The following is a 15,645-nucleotide window of genomic DNA, read 5'->3' as shown; positions in this document are numbered from 1 at the left end:
GGTGCCTCTTGCGGCCGCTCTGGCCTGGGCACTTCGGGATCGGATGCTTCGTTAAGGGCCGGCGCAGCGCGCCGCTCGACGCCTCCCCCTGCGCAAGGCGCATGCCAGTTCAGAGCGGGACGCGGAGCACGCGCAACAATTTGATTCGCAAGGTTTTTTCCGCGAGGCCCCGCCGCCCCTCTCGACTCCGCGTGCGGTGAGGCGCACATTGCCGGCAAAACCTGTGCGGAAATCCGCACACCAGGAGAGCCCCCGTGGCCGAGCCGGGCGTCCCGCCGAGCCCTGATCGCCCCTCCCGCCGGCGCCTGCTGACCGTGGGCGGCGCGGCGCTCGCCGCGCTCGCGCTGATGGTCGGGCTCGACCGGGTGGCGGACTATGCGGCGCGGCGCTGGGCGGTGGCGCAGGTGGCGGCCTCCGCCGAGACGGCGGCGGCGCTGCGGGTGGCGGTTCTGCGCAGCGAGATCGACAAGCAGCGCTCTTTGCCCGTGGTGCTGGCGCAGGACCCGGAAGTGCGCGGCGCGCTGGAGGCCCCCGACCCGGCCCGCCTCGATGCCCTCGACCAGCGGCTTGATGCCCTCGCCGAGCAGGCCCGCACCGGCGTCATCTATCTCATCGATGCCGAGGGCCACACGGTCGCGGCCAGCAACTACCGGACCCCGGAGAGCTTCCTCGGCTCCGACTACGGTTTCCGCCCCTATTTCCGCATCGCGCTGGCCGATGGGCGGGCGGAGCATTTCGCCTTCGGCACGGTCAGCCGCAAGCCCGGCCTCTATCTGGCGCAGCGGGTGGAGGCGCAGGGCCGGGTGCTCGGCGTCCTCGTTCTGAAGGCCGAGTTCGACGGGCTGGAGGCCGAATGGCGGCGCTTCGCCGAGCCCACCTTCGTCACCGACGAGCGGCACATCGTGCTCATCGCCTCGGAGCCCGCCTTCCGCTTCCGCACCACCGTGGCGCTCGATCCGGTGGAGCGCGACGCCATCCGCGAGAGCCTCCAGTTCGGCGATTCGCCGCTGACGCGCCTCGATCTCGGCCCCTCGCCGGAGGAAGGCGGCGTGCTGCGCCTGCGCCTGCCCGGCCGAAACGCGACGCAGGATTTCGTGGCGGTGGACATGCCCGTGCCCTCCACCTCGTGGACGCTCACCGTGCTCGCCCCCACATCAGCCACCACGCGCCTCGCCACCACGGCAGCCCGTGCCTCGGCGGCGCTTGCCGGTGTCGTCGGCCTTGGCTCGGCCGGCGTGTGGTGGACCCGCCGCCGCCGCCGCGTCCGGGCGCTGGCGCGGGAAGCCGAGGCGCGGCGCGCGCTGGAGGCCCGCGTCGTCGAGCGCACGGCGGAGCTGTCCGCCGCCAATGCGCAACTGGTGACGGAGATGGAGGAACGCCGCCGCGCCCGCCTCGCCTTCGACGCCTTGCAGGACGAACTGGTGCAGGCCTCCAAGCTCGCGGTGCTCGGCCAGATCGCCGCCGGCGTCGCCCATGAGGTGAACCAACCGGTGGCGGCGATCCGCACCTTCGCGGAGAATTCCCGCGCCTTCCTCGATCGCGGCGAGCCCGCCGCCGCCGCCGCCAATCTCGATACCATCGCGGCCCTCACGGAGCGCATCGGCGCGATCACCGGGGAGCTGCGCGCCTTCGCCCGCAAGTCCGCCGCCCGCATCGAGCCGGTGGCGCTCGCCCCGGTCATCGACGGCGCGCTGCTGCTGATGCGCTACCGCCTCTTGCAGACCGACATCGCCCTCGCCCTCGCCCTCGACCGCCCGGACGTGGCGGTGACGGGCGACCGCATGCGCCTCGAGCAGGTGCTGGTGAACCTAATCCAGAACGCCGCCGAGGCCATCGGCACGCGGCGCGACGGGGAAATCCGCATCCGCGTCGAGACCCGGCCCGACACGGTGGTCGTCACCGTCGCCGACAACGGCCCCGGGCTGCCGGAGGAGATGCTGGGCGCGCTCTTCCTGCCCTTCAACACCACCAAGCCACAGGGGCTGGGGCTGGGCCTCGTCATTTCCAAGGACATCATCGCCGAGTGCGGCGGCACGCTGAAGGTGGAGAATGACGGCGGCGCCGTCTTCACCGTCACCCTGCCCCGCGCCCAGGGACTCGACACCGGAGCCGGCACGGCATGACGGAAAGCAACGCGGTGGACGTGGCCTTCATCGACGACGATCCGGCGCTGCGCGCGGCCAACGTGCAGGCGCTGATGCTCGCCGGCCTCACGGTCGCCGGCTACGGCTCGGCGCTGGAGGCGCTGGAGGTGATCGACGCGGACTTCCCCGGCGTCGTCGTCACCGACGTGCGCATGCCGCGCATCGACGGGCTGGAGCTGTTCCGCCGGCTGAGGGCGCGCGATGCGGACCTGCCGGTCATCCTGATTACCGGTCACGGCGACATCGCCATGGCGGTGGATGCCATGCGCGAGGGCGCCTACGACTTCCTCGCCAAGCCCTATGCCTCCGAACGCCTCGTCGCCAGCATCCGCCACGCCCTCGACCGCCGCCGGCTGGTGCTGGAAAACCGCGAGCTGAAGCGCGCCGTCGCCACCACCCAGGACGACCTGCCGCTGCTCGGCACCAGCGCCGTGATGGCGCGGCTGCGGCAGATGCTGCGCCAGATCGCCGATGCGGACGTGGATGTGCTGGTGGAGGGGGAGACCGGCTCCGGCAAGGAGGTGGTGGCGACCGCCCTCCACCGCTGGAGCCGCCGCGCCACCCGTCCGCTGGTGGCGGTGAATTGCGGCGCCCTGCCGGAGACGGTGATCGAGAGCGAGCTGTTCGGCTATGAGGCCGGCGCCTTCACCGGGGCGCTCAAGAAGCGGGTGGGGCGCATCGAGCACGCCCATGGCGGCACGCTCTTCCTCGACGAGATCGAGGCCATGTCACCGGCCCTCCAGGTGAAGCTGCTGCGCGTGCTGGAGGCGCGCGAGATCGCCCCGCTGGGCACCAACGAGACGCGTCGGGTAGACATCCGAGTGGTCGCCGCCTCCAAGGTGGATTTGCCGGCGCTGGTGCGGCAGGGCAGCTTCCGCGAGGATCTCTATTACCGCCTGCACGTCGCCTCGGTGCGCATCCCGGCGTTGCGCGACCGGCGGGGCGACGTTCCGCTGCTGTTCGGCCACTTCCTCGCCCGCGCGGCGGAGCGCTTCAACCGGCCGCCGCCGGAGCTGGACGCCGGCGTGCTGCGTCATCTCGCCGAACACGACTGGCCGGGTAATGTGCGCGAGCTGGTGCATTATGCCGAACGCGTAGCGCTGGGGCTGGTGGAGCCGGAGCCTGCCTCCGTTCCGGCCGAGGCCGGCGGCGGCAAGGGCACCCTGCCGGAGCGGGTGGACGCCTTCGAGGCGCAGGAAATCCGCGCCGCGCTGGAGGCGCACAAGGGCGACGTGCAGGCCACCGTGGCCGCCCTCGGCATCCCCCGCAAGACCTTCTACGACAAGCTCCGCCGCCACGGCATCGACCAGGCGTCCTATCGCGGCGGGCGGTGAGGGGGTGGAGTGCAGGCGGGCCATTGCCCGACATCGGGAGCCCCCCGGGATGCTTGTCATCCCCCGGCTCGTCCGGGGGATCCACCCTGCCGCCCGTCCGGTGCCGGAAGGCCAGTACCCCTCTTGGCTCCTCGGTGGATCGCCCGCACAAGGCGGGCGATGACGGTTGCGAAGAAGCCGTGAGGCCCCCCGCCCCTACCCCAGCTCGAATGTGGTGATGCCGAAGATGCGATCGAGCGGCAGATCCGGCCCCGTGCCGCGATACATGCGGCCGGTCTCGAACACTGGGGCGAGCCCCGCCCCCTCGGCGAGGGCGCGGGCGGCGGGGTTGGGATCGGGAATGTCGAGGAACACCTGATCGCCCGCCGCCGTGCGCGCGAGGGTGGAGAAGAGCGCGCCGGCCACCGCCGCGTCGTCGGCGAAGAGCGGGCCGATCTTCCATCCCGTCCGGCAACGGCGGATGACGCCATAGCCCTTCACCGAGCCGTCATCCGCGAAGACGCAGGCACGCCCGTGCGGCGGGGCGAGCCAGACTTTTAGGAAATCCGGCCGGGGAAAGCCGAAGCAGGCGCGGTCCAGCGCCGTCACGGCATCGAGGTGCGCGGGGGTGATGTCCACCACGCGCGGGTGGGGCGCGGCCTCCGGCGCCATGCCGCCGAAGCGGAAATTGGCGTAGGCGCGCTTAAAGCCGTCGCGGGCGTAGGTGCCCTGTTGCTCCACCACCGCATCCAGCCCCACCGGTCCGTCGAGCGTGCGGAAGGTGTCCTGCCACAATGCGAGGCCATGGCCCTCGCCGCGCAGGTCCGGACGGCAGATGTAGAAGCCGATGAAGGCGAAGCCGCCCGCATAGCGCGTTGCCGAGATGACCGCGCCCAGCGCGCCGTCGAGGAAGAGGCCGCGGAATGCGTGGGTGTCCTGCGCGAGGAAGGCGGCGGCGTCGGCAAGGCCGGGGTTCCAACCCTCGCGGGCGGCCCAGTCCACGGCGGTGCCCACCTCGACCGGGGTGAGGGTGCGGATGCTGCGGGTGGCGCCGGCCATGGCGTGGTCCTCCCTTTACTCCGGATCGGCCGCCGCCGGCGGGGGCAGGTCGCGGGCCACCGTTTCGAGGAAGCCGGCGAGGTCTTCCGTGACGTGGTTCACATAGGCGTCCTCGCGGCCCTCGAACTCCCAGCTCTCTCGCGCCGCCACCGTCTGGCCGGGGGGCACCACCAGAACCGTCACCATGCCGAGGCGGTGCGGCACTTCCAGATTGCGGGCGAGGTCCTCGAACATGGCGGCGCGGGTCGCTTCCACCCCGTGCGCACGCAGGAAGCGCTCGTAGGCCTCCTCGGTGGGCTTGGGGTGGAATTCGGCGGCCACGATGTCGTGGACGGCGGTGAAGTGCGCATCCATGCCGAGCTTTTCCAGCACGTTGCGGGCGTGGCGCTCGGAGCCGTTGGTGTAGACGAGCTTCTGGCCCGGCAGCGCCTCGATGGCCGCCGCGAGACGGGGGGAGGCATCGAGCGTGGAGAGGTCCACGTCGTGCACATGGGCGAGGAAGGCGGCGGGTTCCACCCCGTGCTCGATCATCAGCCCGCGCAGGGAGGTGCCGTAGCGGCGGTAATAGTCCTTCTGGATGCGGAACGCCTCCTCCGGCGCGATGCCGAGAAGGTCCGAGATGTACGCCTTCATGCGGGCGTCGATCTGGCCCCAGAGGTCGTGCTGGGCGGGATAGAGAGTGTTGTCGAGGTCGAACACCCAGGTGTCGACGCGATCGAAAGCCGCCGATGAAAGCGCTGCGGGAGAAGGCAAAATCATCGGCGGACCATGCCTCAGAACGGGCCGCGGGAATAGATGTCGGAGAGCATCCCTTCGATGGCGCGGATGCGGGTCTGGTAGGCGGCGGAGATGCAGGCCGCGTCGGCCTTGCAGGCGGCCCGCTCCACCAGCCAGGCGCGCTGGTCGTCCTGGATCGCGCCGCGCTGGCCCATGCCGACCATCTTGGTGATGACGCCGTAGAGCGTCGCCATCTTCACGTCGAGCTGGGCGAGCTCGCAGCTCTTGCAGATGGCCACCTCGTCCGGCGCGGTGACACCGTTGCACGAGAAGCTCGCGGCGGACGCGGGAACGATGAGGGTCGCGGCGAGGGTGGCGGCGAGGACAGCGGACTTCAGGCGCATGACGGTTCTCCCGGGAGCGTTGGATCAGTCGGCGGCGGGGCGGATGGTGTCGCCCACCTGAACCCGGCCGGAGCGCACCACCTTGGCATAGATACCGCAGTCAGCGTGGCCGTAGGCGGACACGAGGCCCTTCACCACATTGAGGTCGCGGGCGGCGGTGGCGGGGTTCACGTTCACCGCCGCGCAGCGCTCGGTGCGTTTGAGGATGGCGATGCGCGCCGTGCCCACATCGAGCCGGGCGCCGGACAGCTCCAGCTCCGCGCCGGCCGGCCAGCCCTCCAGATGCAAATTCATGCGGAAGCGGCGGGGGTCCAGCTCCGCCTCCATCCGCGCGCCGAGGTCGCGCACGCTTTCCAGATTGAGCAAGGAGAGGAAGCCCGAGCGCAGGGAATCGGTGAAGCGGAAGTCGTCGGGCGCGGTGAGCAGCTTCAGCGGGCCGCGCGCCTCTTCGGCCATATAGAAGGTGAGGAAGGCCTCCACCTCCGCCCGGCCCTCGGGCGTCGAGAGGTTCGCCACCACCACTTCGTGGCCGTCGAGGGAGAGCGTGAGCGTCGCCGTCGCCGCGTCATAGCGGGAGGCGAGGGCGGCGAGGCGGGCGTCCCGCATCAGCATCAGGAAGGCGGTCTTCTGCCGGTAGGAGGGCTCGGCCGGATCGAAGCCGCTGGGGCCGTTCTCCACCGCATAGAGGCGATCATTGGGGAAGTAGGCGCCGGCGGTCAGCTCCACGGCATCCAGCGCCTCGGGCGACAGGCCCTTCACCGGATGGCGGTAGAGGGCGGTGACGGTGGCGGGGGGCAGCTCGGCGGCCGGGATGGCGGGGGCGGAAGAGACGGACGGCACAGGCATGCGGGGCGCTCCTTCGGGTCCGGAGGCTCCCGCGTCCCACGCCGGGCAGGCCCGGTCAAGGGTGGCGAAAATTTCACCTGGATCAAGGCGATGGCGGCGCGCCGGACCTAGCCTCGGCACAGCGGAGGGCGGTGGCGGCGCGGTTCGGCCCGGCCGGCTCGAATTCGTTTCGTCACCCCCTTCCGTTGCCGCGGGGCCACACCCACATGAGGCACGGCGCAGGTTTGTTCCGCCTGCGCGACGGTAGCCGGGGATGCCGGGACCGTGTCCCGCCGCGCCCCCTATGCTTCTTGGAAGGTACCGGGCGCGGGAAGGAGGAGAGACAGATGAATTTTGAAATCTATACCGAGCGCGCGCGAGGCTTCGTCCAGTCCGCCCAGTCGCTGGCGGTGCGGGAGGGCAACCAGCAGTTCACGCCGGAGCACCTCCTGAAGGTGCTGATGGACGATCCCGAGGGCCTGTGCTCGGGCCTCATCCAGCGCGCGGGCGGCAATCCCGTGCTGGTGCGCGCCGAGGTGGAAGCGGCGCTGAAGAAGCTGCCGAAGGTGTCGGGCGGCTCGGGGCAGGTTTACGTGTCCCAGCAGCTCGCCAAGGTGTTCGAGACCGCCGAGCAGGCGGCCAAGAAGGCGGGTGACGGCTACGTCACCGTCGAGCGGCTTCTGCTGGCCCTCGCCATCGAGAAGGACACCGACGCCGGCAAGATGCTGGCGAAGGCGGGCTTGACCCCGCAGACCCTGAACGCGGCCATCGAGGCCCTGCGCAAGGGCCGCACCGCGGACAGCGCCACCGCCGAGAACGCCTATGACGCTTTGAAGAAATATGCCCGCGACCTCACCCAGGCCGTGCGGGACGGCAAGCTCGACCCGGTCATCGGCCGTGACGAGGAGATCCGCCGCACCATCCAGGTGCTGGCGCGCCGCACCAAGAACAATCCCGTGCTCATCGGCGAGCCCGGCGTTGGCAAGACCGCCATTGTGGAGGGCCTCGCCCGCCGCATCGTGGACGGCGACGTGCCCGAGAGCCTGAAGGACAAGAGCCTTCTCTCCCTCGACATGGGCTCCCTCATCGCCGGCGCGAAATATCGCGGCGAGTTCGAGGAGCGGCTGAAGAGCGTGCTCTCCGAGGTGGAGGCGGCCGAGGGCGGCATTATCCTCTTCATCGACGAGATGCATACCCTCGTCGGCGCAGGCAAGACCGACGGCGCCATGGATGCGTCCAACCTCCTGAAGCCCGCCCTTGCCCGCGGCGAGCTGCACTGCGTCGGCGCGACCACGCTGGACGAGTATCGCAAGCACGTGGAGAAGGACGCGGCTCTCGCCCGTCGCTTCCAGCCCGTCTTCGTCTCCGAGCCCACGGTGGAGGATACCGTCTCCATCCTGCGCGGCCTGAAGGAGAAGTACGAGCTGCACCACGGCGTGCGCATCACCGACTCGGCGCTGGTCTCGGCGGCGGTTCTCTCCAACCGCTACATCACCGACCGCTTCCTGCCCGACAAGGCCATCGACCTTGTGGACGAGGCGGCCTCGCGCCTGCGCATGCAGGTGGATTCCAAGCCCGAGGAGCTGGACAGCCTCGACCGCGAGATCATGCGCCGCAAGATCGAGCAGGAGGCCCTGAAGAAGGAGACCGACAGCGCCTCCAAGGACCGCCTGAAGCGCTCCGAGAAGGAGCTGGCGGATCTCGAGGAGAAGGCCTCCGTCCTCACCTCCAAGTGGAAGGCGGAGAAGGAGAAGCTGGGCGAGGCGACCACCGTCAAGGCCAAGCTCGACCAGGCGCGCGCCGACCTCGCCACCGCGCAGCGGCAGGGCGAATACCAGAAGGCCGGCGAGCTCACCTATTCGGTGATCCCGCAGCTGGAGAAGAAGCTCGCCGACATCGAGAAGGCGGGCGGGGCCGGCGGCGGCATGGTGGAAGAGGCGGTGACGCCCAGCCACATCGCCGGCGTCGTCTCCCGCTGGACCGGCGTGCCGGTGGACAAGATGCTCGAAGGCGAGCGCGAGAAGCTGCTGCGCATGGAGCTGGAGCTGGCGAAGCGCGTGGTGGGCCAGTCGGAGGCGGTGGCCGCCGTCTCCACCGCCGTGCGCCGCGCCCGCGCCGGCCTGCAGGACCCGAACCGGCCCATCGGCTCGTTCCTCTTCCTCGGCCCCACGGGCGTCGGCAAGACGGAGCTGACCAAGGCGCTGGCCGAGTTCCTGTTCGACGACGAGACGGCGATGGTGCGCATCGACATGTCGGAATACATGGAGAAGCACTCCGTGAGCCGGCTGATCGGCGCGCCTCCCGGCTACGTGGGCTATGACGAGGGCGGAGCGCTGACCGAAGCCGTGCGGCGCCGGCCCTATCAGGTGGTGCTGTTCGACGAGGTGGAGAAGGCGCATCCGGACGTGTTCAACGTCCTCCTGCAGGTGCTCGACGACGGGCGCCTGACGGACGGACAGGGCCGCACGGTGGACTTCCGCAACGTGCTCATCGTCATGACCTCCAACCTCGGCGCCGAATTCCTCGCCGACCCGCGCCAGCCCATGGGCTTCAAGGTGCCGGGCCACGAGGGCGACGAGGTGGTGTCCGACGAGGAGGCCTACGATTTGGTGATGGGGGCCGTGCGGCGTCACTTCCGCCCGGAATTCATCAACCGCATCGACGAGATCGTCATGTTCCACCGCCTGAAGCGGGACCAGATGGACACCATCGTGGACATCCAGATGGGCCGGCTGCGCAAGCTGCTGGAGGATCGCAAGATCACCATCGAGATCTCGCCCGAGGCGCGGCACTTCCTCGGCGACAAGGGCTACGACCCGGCCTATGGCGCGCGCCCCCTGAAGCGCACCATCCAGAAGCTGGTGCAGGACCCCCTCGCCGAGAAGATCCTCGGCGGCGAGATCCTCGACGGCGCCAAGGTGAAGGTGGGTCTGGCCGACGGCCACCTGACCTTCACCAGCGAGGCGGCCAAGGTGGATCAGGCGGCCTGAGGGGATTGGGGTTTAGGGTGTGAGGACGGACCCCCGGCGTGCGAGCGCCGGGGGTTATTTGTTCGAATTGTTGGAAAAATGCATAGAACTAGAAAATAGATGGATATATAGAGGTGGTATCAAGCTCGCTATTAATCAGTTCGGCATTCAACGTTTGCAATAATCGTCATGCGCCTTCCGCATGTTCCGGGTGAGTTTAAAAACCGTTGTAAAAGGGCGTCTCGGTGGATCTCCCTCTTCTTCGCGCCGAGATAATTGAGTCGAAGCTCTATTTTCTGCATCAATTAAATAAGGCATTAATTTGTCGCAGTCGGTCGTTTTATGTCGTCTGCTATCGTAATCTGTGCAAATTTTGGCCAATTCGGACTGAACTTGATGCCTATCATCTGGTCGGTCAAAGTTTCGATGGTGCAATATCAGCCAAAGTTCGAAGCATGGGTCGGAAAAAGCTACATTAACTTTTGATTCGTAGCAGATTTGAAGCGCCTGATCTATGAACGGGTGCTCATCCCGATCAAATACCGCCCAGATTTCGTCATTTTCCTCAAATGAGGATTGTCGATTTTTGATCCGTGAAAAGGCTTTCGCTCGAAGGCGAGCCTTCTCGGCGATCGTCGCCGGTGTCCCCGCGGCCTCGATTATCTCGAGATCGACGAGGGTGCCCAAGAAATTCTTCTTAAGAGCTAAGAAATAACCGGGTTCTGTATTTTTGCCTTCGCTGTAGATTATGAATTTTATCTTAGGCTTTCGAGAGGCGGCTCGCCTTTTCAGTGATCGGTCACCGGGCATCGTCAAGCTCCAAAAAGCGATGTTAGGTTGCCTGAATACGGGATGGCACCATACCTGCCCTCAAGATAGCCTTGCTCGAAATTATCAGTTTGTCGGGATTTTATATCGGATAGAGGGAATATGTGAGACGATCCTATATAATCTTTTTCACAAAACCAAATTTGATCTCGCCTAAGGCATGAACAATTTAGTAAATTTGTATCGTGGGTTGTTGTAATCAGCTGAGAGCCATTTTTATTAACACTTGGATTTGAAAATAAAGAAATTATTTTCTCTGCCGCATGAGTGTGGAGGCTTGCATCAAGCTCGTCGATAACAATTACACTTCCCCTATCAAGAGATTTGAAAATGTTGTTCATCAATAGAATGAGTCTGCGAGTGCCCGAGCTTTCTCTTTCGAGCCCAAAATAGCACGTTTCGCCGCCCGCTCCCGCATGGGCGAGTTCGATTGCCACATCGCTAGATCGATCAGATAAGTTATCTTCAACTGAGACGGAGTCCCCCATATGCTTACGCGCGAGCTCTGAAAATTCTTTAGAAAAATTCCTCAATGTATCTGGTATTTCAATGTCAGTCTGACGATACCCGGTTATTCCCGTCCCGACTGCAGTTAAAAATGCGATTGTCCGACTATCAATTTGGTCTTTTTTGAACGTATTGTTAATTAATTCCTTCGCAACTGATAAGTTTATACTAAATTTTATGTTTCGGAAAAATGAAACTATCTTGCTAAGCTCTTCGTGGTCGTTCTGGGTTGCGGTTGAAATGAAGAGGCTGTTAGGCCGCATGAGGTCGACCAAAATTTTCTTCGGCCCTTTGAAGAACGAGCCAAATTCAACATTTCCGCCAGAGCGCTCAAACATTCTGCGCCGTTTTCCCTCAGGGTAGGAAAAGAGCCATTCCGATAGAAACTTGTCATCGTCGCATTCAAATCCATATTGAAAACGTACGCCGTCAACTATGAAATCGGCTTCAACAACCGTTGGAGCGGTTGCCTTCGTTGGGTCGAGTTTGAAGGGCACGCGTGGTACACCCCCTTCGGGACGGCCAAGTCGGTGCGAATCAATAATCGCTGCACGCATAAAGCGAAGCGACTTCACGAAATTCGTCTTACCGGAAGCATTTGCGCCGTAGACTATAGCGCTTGGCACCGCAAAGAGATCGGTTCCGGGTATCGGAAGTAAGCCTTCTTCCGGGCCTTTTAGCCCGCTCGCCACTAGGGACAATTCCTGTCCTTCGGAGAAAGAGAGGAAGTTTGATGCGCTCAGCCGTAGCAGCATGGAATTTCTCCTAAAATGGAGGTCATATCAAATTTCAGCCAATTATATGCGAATTTGACGCGTAATCCAGACTTAAAATGGGCCAGTCCGGCTTTTATCAGTCCATCGCGTCGTCGCGACGCTGCCCCAAGGCGCGGCCGACTACTGGAAAGCCTGACGCCCCCCTACTTCCCCCGTGCCGCCTGCACCAGCTCCTCCGCGCGCTTCACCGCCGCCGGGAAGAACGGCAGGCTTGGGGCGGCCTTGACGAAGCAGGCGCGGAAGGCGTCGCCGCCGGCTTCGCGGACCTGCTCGGCTTCCTTCCAGCGCGGGTCCTCGTCGTTGCGGGTCTTGCCGGCGGCGTCCTCGAGCTTGGTGGCCTTGGTGTTGGCCTCGGTCCAGATCTTCTCGCAGGCCGGCAGGGGCTTGATGGCGGCTTTGAGGTCCGCCGTGCCCACCACCACGCGGCCGTCGCCGATGCGGGTGAGGACGATGCTGCTGGGCGGGTCGTTCTGCTGGCCCGACTGGGTGAAGAGCCCGAGCGCGGCAGTGACGCTCTCGCCCGCGCCGGCCGTCACCGGCAGGTCCATGTATTTGATGAAGGCGGCATCCGTGCCCAGCACGGCGAAATAGAACGGCTCCGTCCCCATGGCCCCCTTGAGGCCGAGGCGCAGCGCGGGGTCGGCGTCCTCCTCCTTGGCGCGGGCGGCGAGCCAGTCGGTGAAGACCGGCTCGGGGGAGACGAAATAGCGGGTGGTGAGGTTGGTGCCGGAGAACAGCAGGCCGTCCGGCTCCTTGGATTCCAGATATTCGGCGTTGAGCGAGGAGGGCATGAAGATGGGCTTCTTCTGCGTGCCCTTGAAGGCGATGGGCCCGATGAGGGCGACCATCCGCTTTTCCAGATCTTTCAGCAGCGGAGCGCCGAGCGCGTCCAGCTCGCCGTCGCTCTTGCCCGCCTTCGCCGCCGCGGCCACGTCCGCCAGGGCCTTGGCATGGGCGGCCATATAGTCCTCCGCCGGCCCCGCATGCGCCGGCCCGCCGGCGAGAAGTCCCGCCGCGAGCAGGGCCGAAGCCAGCCGGAGGAGGGGGCGGCGGCGATCGGAGCGCGTCATGGGGACTCTCGTGTGCTGAAACGACAATGGCGGCGCAATCTGCGCCGCCATTGGTAAAAATCAATGGATGGCCCCGCCGCGTCCCCGGTCTTCCACCGGCACCGCGCGGGCTATGCGCTCACTGGCCCCGGGCGGTGGCGAGCAGGGTTTCGGCGCGCTTCACCGCGGCGGCGAGGACCGGCTGGCCCTGGGCCTCCTTGGCGAAGCAGGCGCGGAAGGCGTTGGAGGCGTCCACGTCGGCCTTGTTCGCCTCTTCCCAGCGCGGATCGTCCTGCTTCTTGGATTTTTCCGCGGCGGCGCGCAGCGCCTCGGCCTTCGCGGTGGTCGCCTTCCAGGCCTTGTCGCAGACGGGCAGGGACTTGATGCCCAGCTTCACATTGGTGGTGGCCACGGCGACCCGGCCGTTCGCCACCCGGGTGACGACCACGGCATCGGGCAGCGTGTTGGCCGATATGTCCTGGCTGAACAGGCCGAGGGCGGCCGAGGCGGTCTCGCCCGCGGCGGCCGTCACCGGCAGCTCCATGTAGCGGGAGAAGGCCGCCTCGGCGCCGATGGCGAGCGTGTAGAATTCCTCGCTGCCCGTCGCCGCCGCGATCCCCTGTCCGAGGGCCGGGGCGGCGTTCTCGTGCTTCGCCTGCGCCGCCAGCCAGTTGGCGAACACCGGCTCCGGGGAGACCAGCACGCGGGTGGTGAAATCCTTGTCGGCGAACAGGAGGCCGTCCGGCCCGCCGGATTCGATGTTGCCATCCAGCAGAGTGGAGGGGGAGAAGCTGGCCGTGAGCCCCTTGAGCTGAAGCGGGCCGAGGAGCGCGCTCATCTTCTGCTCCAGCGCCTTGCGGGCGGCGGCATCGCGCTTCTCCAGATCCTCGGGGGTCGCGCCCCCCTTCTCCGCGGCGGCCAGAGCCGCCACGGCCTTGTCCCGTGCTGCGATATAGTCATCCGCAGGCGCCGCCCCGGCGCTGCCGGCCAAACCCATCGCGAAACCCATTGCAAGAAGAAGGGCACTTGCGGCCGGGCGGCAGCGGTCGGGGCGGCTCATGTCAGGTCCTCGGATGATGGGGATCGCTCAGATGCGGGCGGGAGGGTCTCACTGCCCGCGCGCGGTGGCGAGGAAGGCTTCCGCCTTCTTCACCGCGGCGGCGAAGAAGGGCTGGCTCGGCGCCTCCTTGATGAAGCAGTCGCGATAGGCGTTGGAGCCCTCGTCCTGGATCTTGGTGATCTGCTCCCAGCGCGGGTCCTGGTCCTTGTTGTCCTTCTCCACCTGCTTCTGGAGAGCGTCGGCCTTGGTCTTGAAGGGCTGCCAGATGGCGTCGCAGGCGGGGATCGGCTTGTCGCCGAGCTTCACCATGGCGACGCCCACCATGGCCATGCCGCCGCCGATGCGCACGATGGCGACCTCGTTGGGGGCGGTGTTGCCGGAGGGCTCCTCGGTCTGGAGGCCGAGCCAGGCGACGGCGGTTTCTCCCGGCACGGCGGCGACGGGCAGTTCGACATAGGGCTGGTAGAAGCCGCCGTCGAAGCCAACGGCGTTGGTGTAGAATTCAGGCGTGCCCGCCGCCGCCTTCACGCCGGAGGCGAAGGCCTTCGGGGCATCCGGATCCTTGGCGCGGGTGGCGAGCCAGGCGGTGAAGATGCTTTCGGGCGCCACCACCAGGCGGGTGTTGAAATCCTTGTCGGCGAAGTGGATGCCGCCCAGATCGTGCGCGGGGGTGTTCTCGTCGTAGGTCAGCACGCGCAGCGTATATTCCGGCGAGCCGAGGCCCTTGAACTTCACCGGGCCGACAAGGGCCGTCATGCGCTTGCCGAGATCCTTGAGCGCGGCCTCTTCGCGCTTGATGACGGCGGGGTCGCCGCTCTTGTCGGCCTTGGCGGCGGCGAGGGCGTCGGCCGTGGCCTTGTCGCGCGCGGCGACATAGTCGCTCAGCGGGTCGGCGGCGGCGAGCGCGGGCAGCGCGGTGGAGAGGATGAGGGCGCAGGCGAGGGAACGAACCGAACCACGGAAGGGGCCGCTCATGGGGGCAGTCCTCTGGGAGAGAAAGGTTTGGCTTTCAACCGGTCGCAGCGGTAGCTGAACCGTTCCCAAGGTCAAGCTTTGTTTGTGGCGAAGTGCGGCCCCGCCTGCGGCGCCATTTCGTGTGTCCAGCGGTCTTTTGATGAAGCGCGTTCCGGCCCGCGCGCAGAGGCGGCGGCCCGGAACAGGGCGGGTCAGTTGCTGGCGGCGCGCGTCTTGGAAGAGCCGGCGTTCGCCACCTTCGGCGGGACCGGGGCGTGGCTGAGCAGGGCCTCGATGCGCTCCCGCTCCTTCCTGAACTCGGCGAGGAACTTGCCGTCCAGCGCCCGGCCGCGCGGCAGGCGGATGCGCATGGGATCGACGAAGTTGCCGTTGATCTTCACTTCGTAGTGCAGATGCGGGCCGGTGGAGAGGCCGGTATTGCCGAGATAGCCGATGAGCTGGCCCTGGCGCACCGTCACGCCCTCGCGGATGCCGCGGGCGAAGCCCGACTGGTGCGAATAGGTGGTGACGTAGCCGTTGGCGTGCTGGATTTCCGTGTGCTTGCCGTAGCCGGATTTCCAGTTGGCGTAGATGATGGTGCCGTTGCCCGCGGCATAGATGGGCGAGCCGATGGCGTCCGCCCAGTCCACGCCCGTGTGCAGCTTGGAATAGCCGAGGATGGGGTGGCGGCGATAGCCGAAAGGCGAGCGCATGATGCCGCCTGTCATGGGCTTTCTCACCAGGAACTTCTTCGCGCTCTTTCCGTCCTCGTCGTAATAGTCGACGAGCCCGTCATCCGTGGTCTGGAAGCGGTAGTAGCGCCGCGTCTCCTTGTTCACGGTGAGGGCGGCGTAGAGCACGTCGTTGGAGGCGCCCGGATCATCCGAGAACAGCACCTCGAAATTGTCGCCCGGCTTCACCCGGCGCTGGAAGTCCACGTCGAAGGAATAGACGCGGATGATGTCGGCGATGACGCTGCGCGGCACGTCGTTGCGCAGCGCGGTCTCGTAGATGCTCTCATAGAGCCGGATGCCGGGGCC

At 66.5% G+C, this 15,645-nt stretch carries 13 protein-coding genes (1 of these 13 only partly in view); 3 read left to right on the top strand and 10 right to left on the bottom strand.

From position 1 onward, the window contains the following. The first annotated feature begins 254 nt into the window (after positions 1–254). Together XAN126_RS0125480 and XAN126_RS0125475 are read left to right on the top strand one after the other, a co-directional pair. Positions 255–2,123, top strand: a complete 1,869-nt coding sequence (locus XAN126_RS0125480) for an ATP-binding protein (RefSeq protein ID WP_024281370.1) — start codon at positions 255–257, stop codon at positions 2,121–2,123. Then, the gene (locus XAN126_RS0125475; RefSeq protein ID WP_029877745.1) at positions 2,120–3,478 is read left to right on the top strand and encodes a sigma-54 dependent transcriptional regulator; all 1,359 of its coding nucleotides are present in this window, start codon (positions 2,120–2,122) and stop codon (positions 3,476–3,478) included. Before XAN126_RS0125480 ends, XAN126_RS0125475 begins: the two co-directional genes overlap by 4 nt. A 195-nt stretch (positions 3,479–3,673) precedes the next feature. Here the strand turns inward: XAN126_RS0125475 and XAN126_RS0125470 are convergent, their stop codons facing one another. The 4 genes from XAN126_RS0125470 to XAN126_RS0125455 are packed head-to-tail and all read right to left on the bottom strand — an operon-like array spanning position 3,674 to position 6,483. Beyond that, positions 3,674–4,516, bottom strand: coding sequence for a hypothetical protein (locus XAN126_RS0125470; RefSeq protein WP_024281368.1), 843 nt, complete (start codon positions 4,514–4,516; stop codon positions 3,674–3,676). A 15-nt stretch (positions 4,517–4,531) separates the two neighbouring features. Beyond that, complete coding sequence (locus tag XAN126_RS0125465; RefSeq protein ID WP_029877744.1) at positions 4,532–5,275, bottom strand: pyrimidine 5'-nucleotidase; 744 nt, start codon at positions 5,273–5,275, stop codon at positions 4,532–4,534. Between the two features lie 14 nt (positions 5,276–5,289). Continuing rightward, complete coding sequence (locus tag XAN126_RS0125460) at positions 5,290–5,637, bottom strand: hypothetical protein (protein ID WP_029877743.1); 348 nt, start codon at positions 5,635–5,637, stop codon at positions 5,290–5,292. A 24-nt stretch (positions 5,638–5,661) separates the two neighbouring features. After that, on the bottom strand, positions 5,662–6,483 hold the full coding sequence (locus XAN126_RS0125455; protein WP_024281365.1) for an MOSC domain-containing protein: 822 nt from the start codon (positions 6,481–6,483) through the stop codon (positions 5,662–5,664). 326 nt (positions 6,484–6,809) lie between these two features. On the opposite strand from XAN126_RS0125455, the gene clpB reads away from it, so the two are divergent. Next, on the top strand, positions 6,810–9,452 hold the full coding sequence (gene clpB / locus XAN126_RS0125450) for an ATP-dependent chaperone ClpB (RefSeq protein ID WP_024281364.1): 2,643 nt from the start codon (positions 6,810–6,812) through the stop codon (positions 9,450–9,452). A gap of 147 nt (positions 9,453–9,599) precedes the next feature. Here the strand turns inward: clpB and XAN126_RS28050 are convergent, their stop codons facing one another. The 6 genes from XAN126_RS28050 to XAN126_RS0125430 form a co-directional block, all read right to left on the bottom strand. Next, positions 9,600–10,241, bottom strand: coding sequence for an RloB family protein (locus tag XAN126_RS28050; protein ID WP_081762781.1), 642 nt, complete (start codon positions 10,239–10,241; stop codon positions 9,600–9,602). A 2-nt stretch (positions 10,242–10,243) separates the two neighbouring features. Then, entirely contained in the window at positions 10,244–11,521 is a 1,278-nt protein-coding gene (locus tag XAN126_RS28045) for an ATP-binding protein (RefSeq protein ID WP_081762780.1), read from the bottom strand. Positions 11,522–11,685: 164 nt separating this feature from the next. Beyond that, a complete protein-coding gene (locus tag XAN126_RS0125445; RefSeq protein ID WP_024281363.1) occupies positions 11,686–12,612 on the bottom strand; it encodes a hypothetical protein in 927 nt (308 codons plus the stop codon). Between the two features lie 118 nt (positions 12,613–12,730). Beyond that, positions 12,731–13,522 (bottom strand): hypothetical protein, encoded by a 792-nt coding sequence (locus tag XAN126_RS0125440; RefSeq protein ID WP_155982407.1) that lies wholly within the window; start codon positions 13,520–13,522, stop codon positions 12,731–12,733. A 177-nt stretch (positions 13,523–13,699) separates the two neighbouring features. Then, on the bottom strand, positions 13,700–14,626 hold the full coding sequence (locus XAN126_RS0125435; RefSeq protein WP_024281361.1) for a hypothetical protein: 927 nt from the start codon (positions 14,624–14,626) through the stop codon (positions 13,700–13,702). A 191-nt stretch (positions 14,627–14,817) separates the two neighbouring features. Then, positions 14,818–15,645: the end of a M23 family metallopeptidase gene (locus tag XAN126_RS0125430; RefSeq protein ID WP_038192833.1), read on the bottom strand. It continues 1,149 nt past the right edge of the window; 828 of the gene's 1,977 nt are visible here — the last part of the coding sequence; the start codon falls outside the window, past its right edge; it ends in the stop codon at positions 14,818–14,820.

Origin of the sequence: Xanthobacter sp. 126, from assembly GCF_000526175.1 — a bacterium.
GTDB classification, from domain to species: domain Bacteria; phylum Pseudomonadota; class Alphaproteobacteria; order Rhizobiales; family Xanthobacteraceae; genus Xanthobacter; species Xanthobacter aminoxidans.
The sequence above is the reverse complement of the archived record's forward strand: the minus strand, read 5'-3'. Positions and strand labels throughout refer to the sequence as shown.

Coding starts and splice junctions, on each gene's coding strand:
- XAN126_RS28045 (WP_081762780.1), bottom strand. CDS start 11,521: ATGCTGCTACGGCTGAGCGCATCAAACTTCCTCTCTTTCTCCGAAGGA.
- XAN126_RS0125470 (WP_024281368.1), bottom strand. CDS start 4,516: ATGGCCGGCGCCACCCGCAGCATCCGCACCCTCACCCCGGTCGAGGTG.
- XAN126_RS28050 (WP_081762781.1), bottom strand. CDS start 10,241: ATGCCCGGTGACCGATCACTGAAAAGGCGAGCCGCCTCTCGAAAGCCT.
- XAN126_RS0125455 (WP_024281365.1), bottom strand. CDS start 6,483: ATGCCTGTGCCGTCCGTCTCTTCCGCCCCCGCCATCCCGGCCGCCGAG.
- XAN126_RS0125435 (WP_024281361.1), bottom strand. CDS start 14,626: ATGAGCGGCCCCTTCCGTGGTTCGGTTCGTTCCCTCGCCTGCGCCCTC.
- XAN126_RS0125445 (WP_024281363.1), bottom strand. CDS start 12,612: ATGACGCGCTCCGATCGCCGCCGCCCCCTCCTCCGGCTGGCTTCGGCC.
- XAN126_RS0125465 (WP_029877744.1), bottom strand. CDS start 5,275: ATGATTTTGCCTTCTCCCGCAGCGCTTTCATCGGCGGCTTTCGATCGC.
- XAN126_RS0125475 (WP_029877745.1), top strand. CDS start 2,120: ATGACGGAAAGCAACGCGGTGGACGTGGCCTTCATCGACGACGATCCG.
- clpB (WP_024281364.1), top strand. CDS start 6,810: ATGAATTTTGAAATCTATACCGAGCGCGCGCGAGGCTTCGTCCAGTCC.
- XAN126_RS0125460 (WP_029877743.1), bottom strand. CDS start 5,637: ATGCGCCTGAAGTCCGCTGTCCTCGCCGCCACCCTCGCCGCGACCCTC.